Origin of the sequence: Embleya sp. NPDC127516 (genome assembly GCF_044765325.1) — a bacterium.
Classification (GTDB): Bacteria; Actinomycetota; Actinomycetes; order Streptomycetales; family Streptomycetaceae; genus Embleya.
The window spans coordinates 240,515-260,008 of record NZ_JBIWJT010000016.1 but is presented as its reverse complement, the minus strand read 5'-3'; the positions used below and the strand labels follow the sequence as shown (position 1 = coordinate 260,008).

Annotated in this window: 19 protein-coding genes; 7 read left to right on the top strand and 12 right to left on the bottom strand. The window is 71.4% G+C overall.

Translation table 11 applies throughout. The features are described from left to right. Positions 1-154: 154 nt before the first annotated feature. The 6 genes from ACIRL2_RS30010 to ACIRL2_RS29985 all read right to left on the bottom strand — a co-directional run bounded on the left by ACIRL2_RS30010 (position 155) and on the right by ACIRL2_RS29985 (position 5,941). Positions 155-1,411, bottom strand: a complete 1,257-nt coding sequence (locus tag ACIRL2_RS30010; RefSeq protein WP_395864335.1) for a TQO small subunit DoxD — start codon at positions 1,409-1,411, stop codon at positions 155-157. 83 nt (positions 1,412-1,494) lie between these two features. Continuing rightward, the gene (gene rlmB / locus ACIRL2_RS30005; RefSeq protein WP_395864337.1) at positions 1,495-2,472 is read right to left on the bottom strand and encodes a 23S rRNA (guanosine(2251)-2'-O)-methyltransferase RlmB; all 978 of its coding nucleotides are present in this window, start codon (positions 2,470-2,472) and stop codon (positions 1,495-1,497) included. Positions 2,473-2,614: 142 nt separating this feature from the next. After that, positions 2,615-4,024, bottom strand: a complete 1,410-nt coding sequence (cysS, locus tag ACIRL2_RS30000) for a cysteine--tRNA ligase (protein WP_395864339.1) — start codon at positions 4,022-4,024, stop codon at positions 2,615-2,617. An 83-nt stretch (positions 4,025-4,107) separates the two neighbouring features. Beyond that, entirely contained in the window at positions 4,108-4,581 is a 474-nt protein-coding gene (ispF, locus tag ACIRL2_RS29995) for a 2-C-methyl-D-erythritol 2,4-cyclodiphosphate synthase (RefSeq protein ID WP_395864341.1), read from the bottom strand. A gap of 19 nt (positions 4,582-4,600) precedes the next feature. Beyond that, entirely contained in the window at positions 4,601-5,365 is a 765-nt protein-coding gene (gene ispD / locus ACIRL2_RS29990) for a 2-C-methyl-D-erythritol 4-phosphate cytidylyltransferase (RefSeq protein ID WP_402236089.1), read from the bottom strand. A gap of 93 nt (positions 5,366-5,458) precedes the next feature. Continuing rightward, entirely contained in the window at positions 5,459-5,941 is a 483-nt protein-coding gene (locus tag ACIRL2_RS29985; RefSeq protein WP_020552233.1) for a CarD family transcriptional regulator, read from the bottom strand. A 386-nt stretch (positions 5,942-6,327) separates the two neighbouring features. On the opposite strand from ACIRL2_RS29985, the gene ACIRL2_RS29980 reads away from it, so the two are divergent. Next, positions 6,328-7,020, top strand: a complete 693-nt coding sequence (locus tag ACIRL2_RS29980; protein ID WP_395864345.1) for a hypothetical protein — start codon at positions 6,328-6,330, stop codon at positions 7,018-7,020. A 107-nt stretch (positions 7,021-7,127) separates the two neighbouring features. Here ACIRL2_RS29980 and ACIRL2_RS29975 read toward each other — a convergent pair whose 3' ends face one another. The 5 genes from ACIRL2_RS29975 to mshA form a co-directional block, all read right to left on the bottom strand. After that, positions 7,128-7,808: a response regulator transcription factor gene (locus ACIRL2_RS29975; protein WP_020552235.1), complete on the bottom strand. Its 681-nt coding sequence runs from the start codon at positions 7,806-7,808 to the stop codon at positions 7,128-7,130. After that, the gene (locus ACIRL2_RS29970; protein WP_395864347.1) at positions 7,805-8,995 is read right to left on the bottom strand and encodes a sensor histidine kinase; all 1,191 of its coding nucleotides are present in this window, start codon (positions 8,993-8,995) and stop codon (positions 7,805-7,807) included. Before ACIRL2_RS29970 ends, ACIRL2_RS29975 begins: the two co-directional genes overlap by 4 nt. A gap of 353 nt (positions 8,996-9,348) precedes the next feature. Further along, positions 9,349-10,107 (bottom strand): phosphoglyceromutase, encoded by a 759-nt coding sequence (locus ACIRL2_RS29965; RefSeq protein ID WP_395864349.1) that lies wholly within the window; start codon positions 10,105-10,107, stop codon positions 9,349-9,351. Positions 10,108-10,173: 66 nt separating this feature from the next. Beyond that, positions 10,174-10,692, bottom strand: a complete 519-nt coding sequence (locus ACIRL2_RS29960; protein ID WP_395864350.1) for a YbjN domain-containing protein — start codon at positions 10,690-10,692, stop codon at positions 10,174-10,176. Positions 10,693-10,719: 27 nt separating this feature from the next. Continuing rightward, positions 10,720-12,039 carry a D-inositol-3-phosphate glycosyltransferase gene (mshA, locus tag ACIRL2_RS29955; RefSeq protein ID WP_402236084.1) on the bottom strand — a complete coding sequence of 440 codons (1,320 nt, stop codon included), beginning with the start codon at positions 12,037-12,039 and terminating at the stop codon, positions 10,720-10,722. A gap of 228 nt (positions 12,040-12,267) precedes the next feature. On the opposite strand from mshA, the gene ACIRL2_RS29950 reads away from it, so the two are divergent. Next, the gene (locus ACIRL2_RS29950) at positions 12,268-13,152 is read left to right on the top strand and encodes a class I SAM-dependent methyltransferase (protein WP_402236082.1); all 885 of its coding nucleotides are present in this window, start codon (positions 12,268-12,270) and stop codon (positions 13,150-13,152) included. A gap of 355 nt (positions 13,153-13,507) precedes the next feature. Further along, positions 13,508-14,848, top strand: a complete 1,341-nt coding sequence (locus ACIRL2_RS29945) for an NlpC/P60 family protein (RefSeq protein WP_402236080.1) — start codon at positions 13,508-13,510, stop codon at positions 14,846-14,848. 59 nt (positions 14,849-14,907) lie between these two features. On the opposite strand, the gene ACIRL2_RS29940 is transcribed toward ACIRL2_RS29945, so the two are convergent. Then, positions 14,908-15,423 carry an O-acetyl-ADP-ribose deacetylase gene (locus ACIRL2_RS29940; protein WP_395864358.1) on the bottom strand — a complete coding sequence of 172 codons (516 nt, stop codon included), beginning with the start codon at positions 15,421-15,423 and terminating at the stop codon, positions 14,908-14,910. 61 nt (positions 15,424-15,484) lie between these two features. Between ACIRL2_RS29940 and ACIRL2_RS29935 the strand changes: the two genes are divergently transcribed. The 4 genes from ACIRL2_RS29935 (at position 15,485) to ACIRL2_RS29920 (ending at position 19,488) form a co-directional block, all read left to right on the top strand. Continuing rightward, positions 15,485-15,949, top strand: a complete 465-nt coding sequence (locus ACIRL2_RS29935) for a MarR family winged helix-turn-helix transcriptional regulator (protein WP_395864360.1) — start codon at positions 15,485-15,487, stop codon at positions 15,947-15,949. Between the two features lie 118 nt (positions 15,950-16,067). After that, entirely contained in the window at positions 16,068-17,396 is a 1,329-nt protein-coding gene (locus tag ACIRL2_RS29930; protein WP_395864362.1) for a PP2C family protein-serine/threonine phosphatase, read from the top strand. 44 nt (positions 17,397-17,440) lie between these two features. After that, positions 17,441-19,048: an ATP-binding protein gene (locus ACIRL2_RS29925; RefSeq protein WP_395864364.1), complete on the top strand. Its 1,608-nt coding sequence runs from the start codon at positions 17,441-17,443 to the stop codon at positions 19,046-19,048. Further along, a complete protein-coding gene (locus ACIRL2_RS29920) occupies positions 19,045-19,488 on the top strand; it encodes a response regulator (protein WP_395864366.1) in 444 nt (147 codons plus the stop codon). The genes ACIRL2_RS29925 and ACIRL2_RS29920 overlap by 4 nt, the downstream gene beginning before the upstream one ends. Positions 19,489-19,494 lie beyond the last annotated feature (6 nt).

Genomic DNA, 19,494 nt, shown 5'->3' with positions numbered 1-19,494 from the left:
CGGCCGGGGCGAGGGCTAAGGGTGTACCCAGGGCAAGTGCCCCCCGGGGGGGGCGTATGGTAACTGGGCGGGGTGTGCAGCCCCCCCCCGCGGGGGGGGGGGGGCCCCCCCCGGGGGGGGGGGGGCCCCCGGCACGTCGTGTGCGTCCGGCCGGTCAGCCGAGCAGGCCGCCCAGCGGCTTGCTCGCGGTGGCACCGGTCTTGGGTGCGCTGCCGGAGGAACCGGTGGTCGAGCCTGCGGCCGGCGCGGAGGGCGGCGCCGACTTCTTCTCGGCCGTGTCGGTCGGGGACGACTTGGCCGCGCCCGTCCCGGTCCTGGGAACGGCGCTCGGCGTCGGGGTGTTCGCCGCGCGCGGCGTGGTCTGCGGCAGGGTGCTCGGGCGGCCCGGTCCGGTCGCCACCGAGGGTTCGGCCACCGGCGGGCGCGGCTGGCCGGCCACCGCGCCGCCCTGCGGCCCGGCCGCCGGGACGACGGGAACGGTCGCGGCGGGCCCCTGGTCGCCGACCCGGCCGGTGTCGGACTCGTCGAGGTGCCGGTGGCCGCCGCCCAGCAACGAGCCCGCGAGCAGCGTCGCGCCGACCCCCGCGAACGCCAGCATCGAACCGTAGCCGAGCTTGCGCCGCCGGGCCCGTACGGGAGTGATGATCGGGCCGCGCCAGGTGCGCAGCGACAACCACGCGTCCGCCGAGTACATCGGCGCGCCCGCCAGGGCCAGCGGGCTGAACGCGGCCAGGAAGACCACGTAGGGCGCGTGGTAGGGCGAGGAGCCGGTGCCCACCGCGATCAGTACGCCCAGCGAGAGCAACATCCCGAGCAGGCCCGCGAGCCGGGTCCACAACCCCAGCATGACCGCGAAGCCGACCACCACCTGCCCGAACGCGAACAGCAGGCCCGCCCCGATCGCGTGATCGGCGGCCAGGTCCATCACCGACGGCGACAAACTGCCCTCGCGCAGCACACCGATCCGGTGCCCGAAGGAATCGGTCGAGCTCGGATCCAGGAAGCCCGGCGCGTAGAGCTTGCGCAGCCCCTCGACCAGGAACGCCCCGCCCAGGAACAGCCGCAGCGGCAACAACACCGTGCCGCCCTGGAGCGTGGCCCGGCGCGCGTGCGTGGGCGCCGGGGCCGAGGTGCCGTCCCGCTCGCGGCCGGCCGCGAGATCGCGACGCACGGGTGGCACCCGCCGCCGCGGTGCCTCGTCCCGGATCACCGGCAGCCGCGTGGTGGCGTCGTCCGCCGGGCCACGCGCTCCGGGCACGGGTCTGCCGCCGACCCCGGGGCCGCCGATCACCACCCGCAGGGTCTTCGTGGGGGTGGCGACCGTCGCCGGATCGCCGGGATCGCGCACTGCCGAGGGCGAGGGCAACAGCCCGACAGCACCGCCGTAGCTGCCTTCAGATCTGGTGTCCACGCATCAATAACCGCGCGAGGGCACCAGAGGATGCGGCCCTTCGCGTATTACCCGATGCGGGCCCCACGGCCCCCGGCGCGGCGTTACACTGCGCGACGCCTGGCCACCTCGTAGAGCACGATGCTCGCCGCGACGCCGGCGTTCAGCGACTCGTTGCCGCCCGCCATCGGGATCCGCACGGTGATGTCGCAGGTCTCCTGGACCAGTCGGCCCAGGCCCTTGCCCTCGGAACCGACGACCACCACGATCGGGTCGGTCGCCGCAGCCAGTTCCTCCAGCGAGATGTCGCCGTCGGCGGCGAGGCCGACCACGGTCAGGCCCGCCTTCTTGTACGCCTCCAGCGCACGGGTGAGGTTGGCCGCCCGGGCCACCGGGACCCGCGTGGCCGCGCCCGCCGAGGACTTCCAGGCGCCCGCGGTCATCCCGGCCGCGCGCCGCTCCGGCACGACCACACCGTGGCCGCCGAACGCCGCCGCGGAACGGATCACCGCGCCGAGGTTGCGCGGGTCGGTGACGCTGTCGAGCGCGACGATGATCGGCGTCTCGCCGCGGTCGTGCGCCTCGACCACGAGGTCGTCCGGGTGCGCGTACTCGTACGGCGGCATCTGGAGCACCAGACCCTGGTGGATCGCGCCGTCGGTCATCCGGTCCAGCTCGGGACGCGGGATCTCCATCAGCGGGATGCCGCGCACGTTCGCGATCTTCATCGCCTCGCGCACCCGGTCGTCGCTGTCGATGTACTGCGCGATGAACAACGACGTGGCCGGCGCGTCGGCGCGCAGCACCTCGAGCACCGAGTTGCGGCCCGCGACCAGCTCGTTCGAGCTCTTGCCGCCGCGTCCGGGACGACCGCCGGCGGCGCGTCGAGCGGCCGGCGCCGCGGCCTTGCGCTTGGCGGCGGCGTTCGCGGCGCGCTGCTTGGCGTGCCCCTTGCGCATCTCCGCGGGCGGCGTCGGCCCCTTGCCCTTGAGCGCCCGGCGGCTGTGCCCACCAGTACCGACCGAGGGCCCCTTCTTGCTTCCCTCGTTGCGCTTGTTACGGCGCTCCGTGTTGCCGGCCATGACGGGTACATCCCTTCGATTGCTTCATCATCAGCTGCGATAACAGCTCACATGCTTGTACAACCGTACGGCCGGCCCGCCACCTCGTGGCGATCCGGCCGTACGGCACGTCTTCGTCGGGCCCGGGTGGGCCCGATTCCCGTCAGTCCCGGTGCAGCGTCCACCGGGGCCCGTTGGGCGTGTCCTCCACCACTATCCCGGCCGCCGTGAGGCTGTCCCGAACCGCGTCCGCCGCGGCGTAGTCCTTGCGGGCCCGCGCCGCCTCGCGCTGCTGGAGCGCGAGTTTGACCAGGTGGTCGACCACCCCGCGCAGTTCGTCGGAGCGACCGGCGGAGGTGCCCGCCGTCCACTGCTCCGACAGCGGGTCCATGCCGAGCACGCCCAGCATCGCCCGGATGTCCGCCGCGTGCCGCACGACGGCGTCCTTGTCGCCCGCCGCCAGCGCGGTGTTGCCGTCGCGCACGGTGTTGTGCACGACCGCCATCGCCTGCGGCACACCCAGGTCGTCGTCCATCGCCGCGGCGAACACCGCCGGCACCTCCGCCGCCGGTTCGATCGCCCCGGTCTGCTCGCCCGCGCGCTCGAGGAATCCCTCTATCCGCCCGAACGACACCTCGGCCTCGCGCAGGGCCTCCTCGCTGTACTCGATCATCGACCGGTAGTGCGGGGTGGCCAGGTAGTACCGCAGGACGAGCGGCGACCAGCGCTTGAGCATCTCCGATACGAGCACGGAGTTGCCGAGCGACTTGCTCATCTTCTCACCGCTGAGGGTGACCCAGGCGTTGTGCATCCAGTAGTTGGCGAACGCGTCGCCCGCCGCCTTGGATTGGGCGATCTCGTTCTCGTGGTGCGGGAAGACCAGGTCGAGCCCGCCGCCGTGGATGTCGAACGCCGGCCCCAGGTACTTGTGCGCCATCGCGGAGCACTCCAGGTGCCAGCCCGGACGGCCGTTGCCCCACGGGGTCTCCCATGAGGGCTCGCCGGGCTTGGCCGACTTCCACAGCGCGAAGTCGCGGCGATCCCGCTTGCCCGCCGCACCCGCACCCGCGTCCTCCGCCTCGCGCATCGCGTCCGGCTTCTGACCGGACAGCGCGCCGTACGCGGGGAACGAGGACACGTCGAAGTAGACGTCGCCGCCGGATGGATAGGCGTGCCCGGTCGCGATCAGCCGGTCCATCATCGCGATCATCTCGGGGATGTGCCCGGTCGCCCGGGGCTCCACCGTCGAGGGCAGGCAGCCGAGCGCGGTGTACGCGTCCGCGAAGGCGCGCTCGTTGGTCTGCGCCACCTGCCAGTACGGAATCCCCTCCGTGCAGGACTTCGCGATGATCTTGTCGTCGATGTCGGTGACGTTGCGGCAGAACACGACGTCGTTGCCGCGGTGGGCGAACCACCGGCGCAGCACGTCGAAGTTCAGCCCCGATCGGATGTGCCCGATGTGCGGCGGCGCCTGCACGGTGGCACCACACAAGTAGATCGAGACCTGTCCCTCGACAAGCGGCACGAAGTCCCGGACCGTGCGGGTGCTGGTGTCGTACAGGCGCATGCTCACACGCGCAAGCTTAGAGCGTCGGGACGGCCCGGCGTTCCCCTGTTATTTGCCTGTTCGCGACGATCACCCGGCCGTGCCGATGATCAGCTCGACGTCGCGACCACGAGCGCGGTGGCGATCGCGGCCACCCCCTCGGCCCGCCCGGTCAGCCCGAGTCCGTCGGTGGTGGTCCCGGACACCGACACCGGCGCACCGACCGCGGCCGACAACGCGGCCTCGGCCTCGGCCCGGCGCCGGCCCACCTTCGGCCGGATCCCGATCACCTGCACCGCGACGTTGCCGATCTCGAAGCCCGCCGCGCGCACCAATCGCGCCGCCTCGGTCAACAGCGTCACTCCCGACGCCCCCGACCACTGCGGCCGGGACGTGCCGAAGTGCGCGCCCAGATCGCCGATACCGGCCGCCGAGAACAACGCGTCGCACGCGGCGTGCGCGACCACGTCGGCGTCCGAGTGCCCGGCCAGCCCGGTCTCCCCGGGCCAGTGCAGACCGGCGACCCACAACTCGCGGCCCTCCTCGAAGGCGTGTACGTCCACCCCGATCCCGGTGCGGGGCAAAACGACACGAGAGGCGTGCTCACCGGACAACGTCGGTCTCCGTACTCTCCACACCGATCGCCGCCCCTTCGGCCGCCTGTTCCGCGCGCCGCGCCAACAGCGCGCCGGCGAGCAGCAGGTCGAACGGTCGGGTCACCTTGAACGCCTCTTCGGAACCGGGCACCACCACGACCGCTCCGCCGAGGCGTTCGACCATGCCCGCGTCGTCGGTCGCGCCCTCCCCGCCGAAGCCGCCGGCCTCGGCGTGCGCGCGTGCCAGAACGGCCCGCCGAAAGCCCTGGGGGGTCTGTACGGCGCGCAAAGACGACCGGTCGACCGTGCGAACCACGGTCTCGGCGCCGTCGATCGAGGCGACCTCCTTGACCGTGTCCACCACGGGCAACGCGGGCACCACGGCGTCGGCCCCGGCGGCGACGGCGGCGATCACCGCCTCCACCACCTCGGCCGGCACGAACGGACGCGCGGCGTCGTGCACGAGCACGACGTCGTGATCGGCGGGGACCGCGTCGAGCGCGAGCCGCACCGATTCCTGGCGTGTCGCACCGCCCGCGACCACCCGTAGGGGTGATTCCGCCGGCAAATGCGCACGCAAAAGTTTCCGGACACCGGCGACACCGTCCGGCGGTGCGGCGACCACGACCGCGGTTACCCCGCGGGCGGCCAACAGCGACCGGACGGCGTGCACCAGCATCGGGATGTCCCCAAGCTCACGCAACGCCTTGGGCGCACCGGGACCAAGCCGTTCACCACGCCCTGCAGCGGGCACAAGGACCGCAGCGTTCAACGAAGTCCCCTCAAACCACCCGGGCGCCGACGCGGAATCGCGCCGACACCGCACCGGCGGATCCGTCCGTCACCGACGGGCGGATCCTACGGCTCAGGAAGCCAGAACTTCGTCGAGGATGGCCTCGGCCTTGTCCTCGTTCGTGTTCTCGGCGAGCGCCAACTCGCTCACCAAGATCTGCCGAGCCTTTGCCAGCATGCGCTTCTCGCCTGCCGACAGGCCGCGGTCACGCTCGCGGCGCCATAGATCGCGCACGACCTCCGCGACCTTGATAACGTCACCGGAGGCGAGCTTTTCCAGGTTCGCCTTGTAACGTCGTGACCAGTTCGTCGGTTCTTCGGTGTGCGGAGCGCGCAGTACCTCGAAGACGCGGTCGAGCCCTTCCTGGCCCACCACGTCCCGGACACCGACGAATTCCGCGTTGTCCGCAGGCACGCGGACGGTCAAATCACCCTGGGCGACCTTCAACACCAGATAGGTCTTGTCCACACCCTTGATCGTGCGCTGCTCGATCGCCTCGATCAGCGCGGCCCCGTGATGGGGGTAGACCACGGTGTCGCCAACCTTGAACGTCATGTGACAGGTACCCCTTCCGTGGCTTTCTAGGGTAACACGGGACACGCCCCTACTGAATGACGTTTCCGCAGGTCAGGGCCTTAGTCGGGGCTTGACAACCGACCTCCGGCCGTGCTGGGACAGGGAACCCCACACCCGCAGGACTCGAACAAATAGGACAAACAACTCCTCCGGGTGGCGAGCCGAGCGCTCTCGCGCGACCCATATGTCACACGGGCCCCACCCATGTCGGTCCCGTGTTCGAGATCATTCCGCCGCCTCGACCGGGCCGAAGCCGGCTGTCGGCGCGGTGAGCCGCGTACAAGTCGTCCGTCCGGGCTGAGTACGCTGTCCCCGGTCGTCCTGACCGGTCCTCGATCCAAGATCTTCAAGGAGATGCCGCCGCCGTGAGCCGCAGCCTTCGACGCGGCGCCCTCGCCGCCACCGTCGCCGTCGTCCTTCCCCTGGCCGCGGGCTGCGCCAGTGGCAACGACGCCGAGACCAACAAGATCAAGCCCGACACGGCCAACACGGCGTTCGGCGCGCTCAAGATCCAGAACGTGCAGTTGGTGACGAGCGACCCGGGCAAGGACCTGGTCGCGCTCGGTGGCGCGTTGTTCAACGAGGGCACCACGCCCGAGACCATCACCAAGGTGACGGTCGACGGCGCCGGCCAGGCCCTGGGCGGCCCGCTGACCATCCCGGCGGGCGGCTCGCTGTACCTGGTCGACCGGCCGCAGGGAATGGCCGCGGAGAGCCCGCAGGGCAAGACCTACCTCGGCCCGCTGGTCTTCCCGAACGCGGCGAAGGTGCAGGCCGGTTCGTGGCGCAAGGTGACCTTCGCGTTCGGCACCGCCGGCGAGACCTCGCTGGACGTCTCGGTGCACGGGCCGTCCGGCTACTTCGCACAGCTCAAGCCGACCCCGGCGTTCACCCCGCCGCCGCCGGCTCCGCCGGCCGCGCCGCCCACCACCGCGGCACCCACCAACTCCGCGGGCGCGACCTCGCCGCCCGCGACGGGCGCGACCGGTGCTGCGACCACCACCAACGCGGCGAACTCGACGCCGCGCAACAGCTCGTCGGCCCCGGCCGGCGGCTGACGACCTCGCGCGCACCTACGACGGCGCCCGCGCCGCCCCCGGAGTTCCGGTGGGCGGCGCGGGCGCCGTCGTCGCGCTGGGGGGCGGTTGCCGGCGCCCCGGGCCGATCAGGGCTCGAACTTGTAGCCGAGACCGCGCACGGTGACCAGGTAGCGCGGGGCGCCCGGGTCCGGCTCGATCTTGGCGCGCAGCCGCTTCACGTGCACGTCGAGCGTCTTGGTGTCGCCGACGTAGCCGACGCCCCACACCCGGTCGATGAGCTGCATCCGGGTCAGCACCCGGCCCGCGTTGCGCAGCAGCACCTCGAGCAGGTCGAACTCCTTGAGCGGGAGGTCGATCCGCCGGCCCTCCACGGTGACCCGGTGCGCCTCGACGTCCAGCCGTACCGGCCCGGCCTCGATCGCCCGGGGCTCGTCCGTGGGTTCACCGCCCTGGCGCCGCAGCACGGCGCGGATCCGGGCGATCAGCTCGCGCGTGGAGTACGGCTTCGTGACGTAGTCGTCGGCGCCGATCTCCAACCCGACGACCTTGTCCACCTCACTGTCCTTGGCCGTCACCATGATGACCGGCACGTTGGACTTGGCCCTGAGCCCGCGGAACACCTCCGTGCCGGGCAGCCCGGGCAGCATCAGGTCGAGCAGCACCAGGTCGGCGCCGCCCTGGTCGAACAGCTCCAGGGCCTCGGGCCCGGTGGCGGCGACGGCCACCTCGAAGCCTTCCTTGCGAAGCATGTACGACAGCGCGTCGCTGAAGGACTCTTCATCTTCGACGACGAGCACACGGGTCATCGTGAAGCCTCCATGGATGGGGTCGACGATGTCATCGACATCGATTGAGAGGTACTGGACTTGAAGGGCAGCACCAGGGTGAAGGTGGATCCCACACCCTCCAGGCTGCGCACGGTTACCTCTCCCCCGTGGCCCGCCGCGATGTGCTTGACGATGGACAGGCCCAAGCCGGTACCGCCGGTGGCCCGCGAACGGGCCGGATCGACGCGGTAGAACCGCTCGAAAATTCGATCCAGGTCGCGCTGGGGGATGCCCAACCCCTGGTCGGAAACGGTGATGACGGCCATCCGTGCCTCGGCTCTGACCTCGATGTCGACCCTCGTCCTCGCGGGAGAGTAGTTGACCGCGTTCTCGACGAGGTTGCCCAGCGCCATCACCAGTTGATTGTGGTCCCCGGGCACGATCAGGTCACGGTCGCCGCCGATCTCCAGGGTGATCTGCTTCGACTCGGCGGCCTGCCGGCAACGGTCGGCGGCCTCGGCCACCAGTTCGTCCAGCGGCACCGGGCCGACGTGGTGCAGCGGGTGGTCGTTCTGCACCCGGGACAGGTCGATCAGCTCCTGCACCAGGTTGGTCAGCCGGGCCGACTCGATCTGCATGCGACCCGCGAAGCGGATGATCGCCTCGGGGTCGTCACTGGCGTCCATCACCGCCTCGGCCAGCAGCGACAGCGCGCCGACCGGGGTCTTGAGCTCGTGGCTCACGTTGGCCACGAAGTCGCGGCGCACCGCGTCCACCCGGCGGGCCTCGGTACGGTCCTCGACCAGCAGCAGCACCAGCCGGGAGCCCAGCGGCGCGACCCGGGCGGACACCTCGAACTCGTGCGCCTCGCCGTCGGCGCGGGCCAGCAGCAGGTCCCGCTGCCTTATCTCGCCGTCGCGTCTGGTCTCCCTGGCCATCGCGAGCAGGTCCTCGGGCACCAATTGGTCGCCTCGGACCAAGCCGAACTTGTAGGCCGCCGAGCTGGCCTTCACGACGGTGTCGAACTCGTCCAGGACCACCGCCGAGGAGCGCAGCACGGACAACACCGTGGCCACTCCGGGCGGCAGCGACGGGGCCACGGCGGGCGCCGCGGCCGTGCCCCTGCCCTGGGCTCGCTCACTCCAGCGGAAAGCCAGGGTGCCGGCCACGCCCACGGCCAATCCGGATACGGCGGCCAAAGCGGCAGCAGCAACGTTCACGTCCACATGTTCCAGGGTAGAGCTGCTCCGAACGGGTGAAACCGTCCAGAGGGTCCATCGTGCAGATCTTCATGTGTCGTTCATCCGTGCGCCACGCCTGTCACCGGTGATCGTTCGGAGGTCGTCATGCCCGACCCGCAGACCCCACCACAACCTCAGGCCCCCACGCCGGGCTGCAACTGCCCGTCGAGTTGCGGCTGTGGCTGTAAGTCCGGTTCCGCGTGCAATTGCGGGGGCGGCTGCGGCCGCTGAGCCGGCACTCGGGCCGCCGAGCCCGGCCCGTGCGGGGCGCCCCACCCCTTCCGTGACAGGTGGGCGCCCCGCGCGGAGCCGATCGATGGTTCACCCGATGTTCGTGATCACTTGCGGCCCTGGTTCTTGACCGCCTCGATCGCGGCCGCGGCGGCCTCCGGGTCGAGGTAGCGCCCACCCGGCGTGATCGGGCGCAGGTTCGCGTCCAGCTCGTACAGCAGCGGGATGCCGGTGGGGATGTTCAGGCCCGCGATGTCCGCGTCCGAGATGCCGTCCAGGTGCTTGACCAGCGCGCGCAGCGAGTTGCCGTGCGCGGCGACCAGCACGGTGTCGCCGCCGAGCAGGTCCGGCACGATCGCGTCGTACCAGTACGGGAGCATGCGCTCGACGACGTCCTTGAGGCACTCGGTGCGCGGGCGGATCTCCACCGGCAGCGACGCGTACCGACGGTCGGCGAACTGCGAGTACTCGTCGTCGTCCGCGAGCGGAGGCGGCGGGGTGTCGTAGGAACGGCGCCAGAGCATGAACTGCTCCTCGCCGAACTCCTCCAGGGTCTGCTTCTTGTCCTTGCCCTGGAGCGCGCCGTAGTGCCGCTCGTTCAGTCGCCAGGAGCGGCGGACGGGCAGCCAGTTCAGGTCGGCCACGTCCAGCGCGAGCTGCGCGGTGCGGATCGCGCGGCGCTGGAGCGAGGTGTGCAGGACGTCCGGCAGCACACCCGCGTCGAGCAGCAGTTGCCCGCCGCGCGCGGCCTCCTTCTCACCCTTGTCGGTCAGGTCGACGTCGACCCAGCCGGTGAAAAGTCCGGCTTCGTTCCACTTGCTTTCGCCGTGTCGCAGAAGGATCAGTTTGTAGAGAGCATCAGCCATGGGCAGGAGCCTAATCGAGGCGATCGGGCGCCCGGGCACGGGCTTTTCCGGGGCGCCGGGCAGGGCCTAGCCGCGGTTCTCCGGAGCCGCGAAGCGGGCGAAGGCCTCCAGGTTCTTCAGGGATTCGCCGCGTTCGACGCGCCAGTCCCATTCGCGGCGGATCGAGGTGGCGAAGCCGATCTCCAAAAGCGTGTTGAAGCTCTCGTCGGCGGCCTGGAGCACGGCGCCCAGGATGCGGTCGACCTCGTCGGTGGTGACCGCCGCGATCGGCAGCCGGCCGTTGAGATAGACGTCGCCCGATGTGTCCACGGCGAACGCCACGCCGTACATCCGCACGTTGCGCTCGAGCAGCCAACGGTAGAAGGCCGCGTGGTTCTCGTCCGCGTGCCGGATCACGAACGCGCTCACCGCCAGGGTGTGCGCGTTGACCGTGAGCGCGACGGCCGTCTTGAGCTTGCGCGTGCCCGGCAGGACCGCGACGAACGTGTTCGTCCCGGACTGCTCCCACTCGACGCCGGCGTCCTTCAGGGCCGCGCGGACGGTCTCCGCGGCCCGATCCTGTTGTGCTCCCACGGGCCACTCCATTCGATTCGGCGTGCGAACGTCTCGACGCTACTGCCCGCCCACGACCCGGCCACGCGGGGCCGCGCTGCGGGCCAGCGTGTCGGCGTAGACCTCGGCCATCGACGCCGCCGCCGAGGACCAGCCGAACGCCGCCGCGTGCCGCACCGCGCCCTCGGCATAGTCCTCGCGCAGCCCGGGCGCGCGGATCAGGTCGCGCAGGGCCAGGCCGTAGTCCACCGGGTTGTGGCCTCGGACCAGGGTGCCGGAGACGCCGTCGCGCACCGCGGTGGGCAGGCCGCCGACCGACGCCGCGACCACCGGGGTCCCGCAGGCCTGGGCCTCGATGGCCACCAGGCCGAAGGACTCGTTGTAGGAGGGCACCACCGCGACGGTGGCCGCGCGATACCAGTCGGCCAGCACGTCCTGGCGGACCGGCCGCTGGAACCGGACCACGTCGTGGATGCCCAGCGTCGCGGCCAGCTTGTGCAGGTGCTCCGGCGCCGCCATGCCGTTGCCGCTGGGCCCGCCGACCACCGCGACCACGAGCGAGTCGCGCAGGCTCGGATCGGCCTGAAGCAGGTGGGCGATCGCGTACAACAACACGTCGGGGGCCTTCAGCGGCTGGATCCGACCGGCGAACAGGATCACCGTGGCGTCCGCCGGCACGCCCAGCCGGCGGCGCGCGTCGGCCATGTCGCCGGGGCAGAAGGTCTCCAGATCCACGCCGGGGTTGACCACCGCGACCTGGTCGGGGTCCGCGTCGTAGAGGTCGATCAACTGGTCCGCCTCCTCGACCGTGTTGGCGACCAGCCGATCGGCGGCCTCGACCACCTGGGACTCGCCGATCACCCGGGCCCGGGGTTCGGGCGCGTCGCCACCCGCCAGCGAGGCGTTCTTGACCTTGGCCATCGTGTGCATGGTGTGCACCAGCGGCACACCCCAGCGCTCCTTGGCCAGCCAGCCGACCTGACCGGAGAGCCAGTAGTGCGAGTGCACGAGGTCGTAGTGCCCCGGCTCGCGCATCGCCTCGGTGCGCAGCACCCCCGAGGTGAACGCGCACAACTGGGCCGGCAGGTCCTCCTTGGACAGGCCCTCGTACGGCCCGGCGGTAACGTGCCGCACCAGGACTCCCGGGGCCATCTCGACGACCGGCGGCAGGTCCCGGCCGGTGGCACGGGTGAATATCTCCACCTCGATGCCGAGCGCGGCCAGCCGCTTGCTGAGTTCGACGATGTAGACGTTCATGCCACCGGCGTCGCCGGTGCCGGGTTGGTGCAGCGGGGAGGTGTGAACGCTCAGCGTCGCGATTCGACGAGGTGCCCCCCGGCGCGCTCCCAATGTGATCGCGCGCTGGACGTGGTGGCTCACTCGTTGACCTCCCAGGCCGGCCCCGTGTCATGTTGTCCGGTGTACAGAGCTACCACGTGTACACAGAGCTACTAGTTGTACAGAGCTACTACCGATGCGTGGGCCGCCCGTCCGTGGTTCTCGGCCCAACTCAAGACCCAACCCATCGTGGTGGGAGGAGATTCCCCGGCGGAGTGTGATCCGGACCGCTCGCGGGGGCGCGTGGAGGTGTTCCCTTACGCTGCGAGCATGGGCACGCGCGGCAACTCGGGGTTCGGCACCCCGGGAGCGGGGACGAGGGCCGCGGCCCGGTCGCGGCCCAGTGGGGTGATCACCCGGGGCACCACCAACGCGAACCGGTTGCGCCGGGTGGACCGGTGGCTGACCGACGCACACGTGCGGCTGCTGCGCGGCGCGGCCGATCCGCTGGTGGTCGACGTCGGCTACGGCGCGTCGCCGGTGACCACCGTCGAGCTGTTCCGGCGGTTGCGCACGGTCCGTCCCGACGTCGCGGTGGTCGGCTTCGAGATCGATCCGGAGCGGGTGGCCGCGGCGCTCCCGTACGCCCGGGACGCGCTGACCTTCGCCCGGGGCGGCTTCGAGGTGCCGCTGCCGGCGGGCCGCTCGGCGACCGCGATCCGGGCGTTCAACGTGCTTCGGCAGTACGACGAGGACGCGGTGCCGGCGGCCTGGGCTCGGATGTGCGCCCGCCTGACCCCGAACGGGGTGCTCGTGGAGGGCACGTGCGACGAGTTGGGCCGGCGCGCGGTGTGGCTGGGCATCGGGGCCGACGCGCGACCGCGCACGGTGACCTTCGCCGCCCGGTTGGCCGGCCTCGAGCGCCCGTCCGAGCTGGCCGAGCGGCTGCCCAAGGCGCTGATCCACCGCAACGTGCCGGGCGAACCGGTGCACACCTTCCTGACCGCGTTCGACCGGGCCTGGGACCTGCACGCGCCGCTGGCCGCCTTCGGTGCCCGGCAGCGCTGGCTCGCGGCGACCGCGACGCTGGCCCGGGACTGGCCGGTGTGCGACCGGCCGGCGCGCCGGCGGCAGGGCGAGTTGACCGTGGCGTGGTCGGCGGTGGCCCCACGCGGGTCGGCCGCGTCGGCCGGCCGGAGCGACGGAATTCGGTGACTCGTGTCCGACGGAATTCGGTGACTCGTGTCCGATCCGGAACGGCACATGAAATCTTGAACACACCACGTTCACTTGACCGTGGTCGGACCCGGCGTGTCGTCCGCAAATGGATACATTCGCCCGTTCCGATAAGTGGACGATCGTGAATTCTCCTCTGCCCATCGCCGCCGGAACATGCAAGGATCCGACGCTGAACCGGCCTTTGGGAATTGCCGTCCCGGAAGCACCGGTTCCGTTTCGAATCGACGTCGCCTGCCGGCATCGACACACCCGTCGCAGGAGAGCATTCGAGTTCCGAAAGGGCGAAAGCATGGTGAAACTCGGGGGCCGAAAAGGTCTGCGAACCCGGGCTGTGACCACCTGCGGCGCGGCGCTGTTGTGCGCGGCCCTGTTCGGCGGCAACGCGTGGGCGGACCCGGGCGTACCGCCCGTGCCGCCGGCCGGTACCGCGATCACGTCGGTGCAGGATCTGCTGGCCGCGCAGGCCCGGGTGCAGGAGCTGTACCGCCAGGCCGAGCAGGCCACCGAGCGGTTCAACGCCACCACCGAGCAACTGGCCCGCACCCAGGTCAAGGTCAACGACGTGAACGCGGGCGTGGTGTGGGCCCGGCAGAACGTCGAGAAGGCCCGCGACGACCTCGGCCGGCTGGCCCGCTTGCAGTACACCACCCGCGGCCTGGACCCGCTGCTCACCCTGATGCTGACCTCGGACCCGCAGGGCTTCCTGCGCGACGCGCCGGCGTACGAGCACATCTCGCAGACGCAGTTGGACACCATCAACCGGGCCAAGCAGGCCGAACTCCAGCTCACCGCGATGCAGAAGAGCGCGGACACCCAGCTCGCCGAGAGCCGTCGGCTGGAGCAGGAGGCGGCCGGCAGCCGGACCGACATCCAGACCCGGATCGCCGAGGCCGAGAAGATACTGGCCGGCCTCACCCCCGAGCAGCTCACCGAACTGGCCCGGATGGAGGCGCTGTCCGCGGAGGCCGGCCAGGCCCAGTTGAACACGCTGATCGGCAAGCCGGACCAGCAGACCACGCCCAAGGCCGCGTTGGCCATCGCGTTCGCGATCGACAAGATCGGCAAGCCCTACATCTGGGGCGGCGTGGGCCCGGACGGCTACGACTGCTCCGGTCTGACCTCGAAGGCGTGGGCGTTCGCGGGAGTGCCGATCCGCCGCACCTCGCAGGAGCAGTGGGCGTCGCTGCCGCGCGTGCCGCTCGCCGACATGCGCCCGGGCGACCTGATCGTCTACTTCTCCGACGCGAGCCACATCGCCATGTACCTGGGCAACGGCAAGATGGTGCACGCGCCCCGACCGGGCCGCACGATCACCGTGGCGAACGCCGGCTCGATGCCGATCCTCGGCGTGGTGCGTCCCGACGCCGGCGCCGGCACGGTGAACGCCCCGGCCATCCCGCACGTCCCGGCTCCGCCGACCACGCCCACGCCGCCGCCGGTCACGCCGCCGGTGACGACACCCCCGGTCACGCCGCCGGTCACGACGCCTCCGGTGACTCCACCGGTGACCACCCCGCCGGTGACCACCCCGCCGCCGAGCACCGAACCGCCGACGACGCCGCCGCCGAGCTCGCAGCCGCCCACGTCGGCGCCGCCGTCGACCGGGGCGCCGAGCAACTCCACATCGGGCAGCCCGTCCGGGAAGATCTCGGCCGTCCCGAGCGGCGGCTGAGCATCTCGACAACGCGTGTGGGTCGGGCCTCGCGGTCCGACCCACAGCCGTGTCCGGGTCTACAGCGCGGCGACCGCCTGCTCGAACGCGACGTAGGCGCGCGCCTCGAACAGCACGAAGCGCACCTCCTCGAGCGCGGACGGCGTCGCGTGCACGGTCTCGACCGCGATCCGCGCCGCGTCGTCCATCGGCCAGCCGTAGATGCCCGCGGAGATCGCCGGGAACGCCGCCGACGTCGCGCCGAGGTCGTCCGCCACCCGCAACGCCTCGCGGTAGCAGGACGCCAGCAACGCGGACCGGTCGTCGGTGTGGCTGTACACCGGCCCCACCGTGTGCACGACCCATCGCGCCGGCAGGCGCCCCGCGGTGGTGGCCACCGCGGCGCCGGTCTCCAGGCCCTTTCCGAGCTTTGCCGCGCGCAGCGCCCGGCACTCGGCCAGGATCTCCGGACCACCCCTGCGGTGGATCGCGCCGTCGACACCGCCACCGCCCATCAGGGACGAGTTCGCCGCGTTGACGATCGCGTCCACGTGTTGTTCGGTGATGTCGCCGCGAACAAGCGTTATCCGTGTCATGCGCCCAGCCTGCCGGCCCCCGACGTGGCGCTCCCGCTGCCTCAGCCGGCACAGTGGCCGAATGTCCGTGGCCCGAGGAGAAGGGGACCTACCCGCGGAACTGCTCGATCGTGTGGACGCACTGTGCGAGTGGCTGGCCGCGGTACGCACCCACGCACACGGCGATCTGGGCGGCCGGGTGTCGCCGTCCCAGTTGCGGGCCCTGCTCGTGATCGCCGGTGACGACGGCATCAATCTGAACATGCTGGCCGCCCGGTTGCGGGCCATCCCGTCCTCGGCGAGCCGCTTGTGCGACCGTCTGGAGGACGCCGGCCTGCTGGTGCGCGGGCTGAGCCCGACCGACCGCCGGGAGGTGGTGCTGCGGCTGGCGCCCGACGGGGTCAGGTTCGTGGAGGAACTGCGATCGGCTCGACGACAGGCCCTGGCCAAGGTCTTGATACATCTGGAGGCGGACGAGTTGGACTCGCTCGTGCGATCCCTCGCGGTACTGCGCGACGCGGCGCAACGAGCCACCGACCCGACCTAGCTTCGGCCGAAACCGCGCGCCGTCCGGTTACCCGCTCACACCCCGCCGCGCTATCGTCCTTTTTCGATTGCCGTACGACAACGATTCGTGCGGCGACATCAATCCCGGAGGTGGTGGCGTGCGCCCCGCGTACGGCGGCGACGGCAAAGCGGTCGAACGGACCGACTACCGCGCGGTACCGATGCCCGCCCCCGCGGCATCGGCCCCGGTCGCCCACGCCGCGCACCCGCTGCGCGTCCTGCTCATCGAGGACGACGCGGGCGACGCCTTCCTGGTGGAGGAGTTGCTCGCCGACTCCCCGGACCCGATGGAGATCGTCTGGGCCCGGTCGATGGCCGAGGCCATGGTCAAGCTCGGCGAGGACATCGGCTGCGTCCTGCTGGACCTGGGACTGCCCGACGCCGAGGGGTTGAACGGGCTGCACCGGCTGCTGCTGTTCGCGCCGCGGACCGCGGTGATCGTGCTCACCGGCCTGTCCGACGCGCACCGCGGTTCCGCCGCGGTCGCCGCCGGCGCCCAGGACTACCTGGTCAAGCAGGAGATCGACGGCTCGTTGTTGTCCCGGGCCATCCGCTACGCCCTGGAGCGCAAGCGGGCCGACGAGTCGCAGCGCCGGCTGGTGGAGTCGGAGCTGCGCGCGCAGGAGAACGCGCGCCTGGAACGCGGGCTGCTGCCCGCGCCGATCCTGCGCGACCCGACGCTGGACTTCCGCGCGCGCTATCGCCCCGGTCGCCAGCGGGCGCTGCTGGGCGGGGACCTGTACGACGCGGTGCAGACCGCCGACGGGCGCGTGCACGTGATGATCGGCGACGTCTGCGGACACGGGCCGGACGAGGCCGCGCTCGGGGTCAACCTGCGGATCGCCTGGCGCTCGCTGATCTTCGCCGGGCTCACCGGCGGCGAATTGCTCACCACGCTGGAACGAATCTTCGAACACGAGCGACGCTCGGACGAGATGTTCGCCACGTTGTGCATGACCATCATCGAGCCCGATCGTCGACGCGGCCAGGTATACCTCGCGGGCCATCCGGCGCCGCTGCTGCTCACGCCCAAGGGCGTCGCACCGCTGTCCGAGGGCGCGACCGGCCCGGCGCTGGGCCTGTTCCCGGACGGCCGCTGGGGCCACGAGTCGATGGAGCTGGGCACGGACTGGTCGCTCCTGCTCTACACCGACGGACTGATCGAGGGCCGGATCGGTCCGGGCCCGGAACGACTGGGGACCGAGGGACTGTTGCCCCTGATCGGGCAGCTCCTCGCGGCCGGACGCTCCGGTTACGACCTGATCGATTCCGCCGTGGCCGCGGTGGAAGACCTGCACGGGGGCAGTCTCAACGACGACGTGGCGGTATTGCTGCTGCGGCACGACCCCGATCGCCCGTTGCACGGCGTGCAGGGGGGACATCCGGTGCTGCCGGGCCAGACGACGGGCGAGGACGACACGGCGTGACTCAGGAGCGAACGCGGGAGCGGGAACGGCGGGGCGGACCCCGCATGCGCCAGGTCGTCGGGCTGGGCCTGGGCCTGCTCGCGCTGGTGATCGTGATCTCCGCGGTGGTCGGTGCGCTGGCGATATCGCGCCTGAACGACTCGCGGCACACCGTCCTGGACCGCCTGGAACCGGCCGCCAACGCCGCTCTGCGGCTGGAGAACGCGCTGATCGACCAGGAGACCGGCGTGCGCGGCTGGATCATCGGCGGCGACCCGAGCCTGCGCGAGCCGTACACGCAGGGCCGGGCCGAGGAGAACCGGGCCTACGCGGACCTGGAGCGGCTGTTGCCGAAGTCGGACGAGGGTGACCGGCTGCGCGCCGACCTCGCCGAGGTCGGCACCCGGGCGCGGGCGTGGCGCACGGGCTACGCGGAACCGGCGCTCGCCGACCGGGCGGCCACCATTGGCGGCCTGCTGCCCGACCAGGGCAAGCGACTGTTCGACGCGGTGCGCGCGGCGACGGCCGCCCAGCAGGCCGACCTCGGCGACGAGCGGGCTCGGGCGCGGGAGGAACTCTCCCGCGACGCCACCACGCTGACCGCGACGCTGATCGCGGTGGCCGCGCTGTTCACCGGGCTGGTGCTGCTGGTCGCGCTGGTGTTCCGCCGGATGGTCACCCGCCCGCTGGAGCATCTCGGCGAGCAGGTCCGCAAGGTCACCGAGGGCCGTTACAACCAGGTGCTGACCGGCCGGGGGCCGGCCGAGATCACCGCTCTCGCCTACGACGTGAGCTCGATGCGCGACCGGATCGTGGAGGAGCTGCACAGCACCGAGGCGGCCCGGGCGCTGATCGACGAGCAGGCCGAGGATCTGCGCCGCTCGAACGCCGAGTTGGAGCAGTTCGCCTACGTCGCCTCGCACGACCTCCAGGAGCCGCTGCGCAAGGTGGCCAGCTTCTGCCAACTCCTGGAGAAGCGGTACAAGGGCCAACTGGACGAGCGCGCCGACCAGTACATCGCGTTCGCGGTGGACGGCGCCAAGCGCATGCAGACGCTGATCAACGACCTGCTCGCGTTCTCCCGGGTGGGCCGCTTGGACACCGAGCGCGGTGATGTGGACCTGCGCGAGTGCCTGGACCACGCGCTGCACGCGCTGGCCGCCGCACGCGAGGAGAGCGGCGCGAGCATCACCGCCGACCCGCTGCCCACGGTGCCGGGCGACGGGCTGCTGCTGGGTCAACTGGTGCAGAACCTGGTCGGCAACGCGATCAAGTTCCACGCCGAGGAGGTGCCGCGCGTGCACCTGGGCGCCCGCTGGGACGGCGAGCAGTGGGAGTTCTCCTGTGTCGACAACGGCATCGGGATCGAGCCGCAGTACGCGGACCGGATCTTCGTGATCTTCCAGCGGCTGCATCCGAAGGACGCCTACGGCGGCACCGGCATCGGGCTGGCCATGTGCAAGAAGATCGTGGAATACCACGGCGGCCGGATCTGGCTGGATGCCGAGGGCACCGGCGGCACCACGATCCGCTGGACCCTGCCGGGACCGCCGCCGGCCACGCTGCCGGAGCCGCGCGAATCCGAGCCGGAACCGGAGCGGCCGGAACCGAACACCCGCGAGCCGCAGTCCCAGGGACCGGCCGACGAAGCGGTACGAGGGAGCAACGCATGACCCACCCCATCGAGGGAGCCATCGAGGTCCTGTTGGTCGAGGACGACCCGGGCGACGTGTTGATGACGCGCGAGGCGTTCGAGGACAACAAGGTGCGCAACTCGCTGCACGTGGTCAGCGACGGCGTCGAGGCGGTGGCGTTCCTGCGCCGCGAGGGCGAGTTCGCCGACGCGCCGCGCCCGGACCTGATCCTGTTGGACCTCAACCTGCCGCGTAAGGACGGCCGGGAGGTGCTGGAGGAGATCAAGGCGGACGAGGACCTGCGCCGGATCCCGGTGGTCGTGCTGACCACGTCCGAGGCCGAGGAGGACGTGCTGCGCAGCTACCACCTGCACGCGAACGCCTATGTCACCAAGCCGGTGGACTTCGAGCAGTTCATCAGCGTCGTGCGGCACATCGACGAGTTCTTCGTCTCGGTGGTCAAGCTGCCCACGCGCTGAGCTCGG

Coding starts and splice junctions, on each gene's coding strand:
- ACIRL2_RS29960 (WP_395864350.1), bottom strand. CDS start 10,692: ATGGAGTGGCCCGTGGGAGCACAACAGGATCGGGCCGCGGAGACCGTC.
- ACIRL2_RS29950 (WP_402236082.1), top strand. CDS start 12,268: ATGGGCACGCGCGGCAACTCGGGGTTCGGCACCCCGGGAGCGGGGACG.
- ACIRL2_RS29935 (WP_395864360.1), top strand. CDS start 15,485: ATGTCCGTGGCCCGAGGAGAAGGGGACCTACCCGCGGAACTGCTCGAT.
- ACIRL2_RS29975 (WP_020552235.1), bottom strand. CDS start 7,808: ATGACCCGTGTGCTCGTCGTCGAAGATGAAGAGTCCTTCAGCGACGCG.
- ACIRL2_RS29940 (WP_395864358.1), bottom strand. CDS start 15,423: ATGACACGGATAACGCTTGTTCGCGGCGACATCACCGAACAACACGTG.
- ACIRL2_RS29965 (WP_395864349.1), bottom strand. CDS start 10,107: ATGGCTGATGCTCTCTACAAACTGATCCTTCTGCGACACGGCGAAAGC.
- ACIRL2_RS29985 (WP_020552233.1), bottom strand. CDS start 5,941: ATGACGTTCAAGGTTGGCGACACCGTGGTCTACCCCCATCACGGGGCC.
- ACIRL2_RS29925 (WP_395864364.1), top strand. CDS start 17,441: ATGCGCCAGGTCGTCGGGCTGGGCCTGGGCCTGCTCGCGCTGGTGATC.
- ACIRL2_RS29920 (WP_395864366.1), top strand. CDS start 19,045: ATGACCCACCCCATCGAGGGAGCCATCGAGGTCCTGTTGGTCGAGGAC.
- rlmB (WP_395864337.1), bottom strand. CDS start 2,472: ATGGCCGGCAACACGGAGCGCCGTAACAAGCGCAACGAGGGAAGCAAG.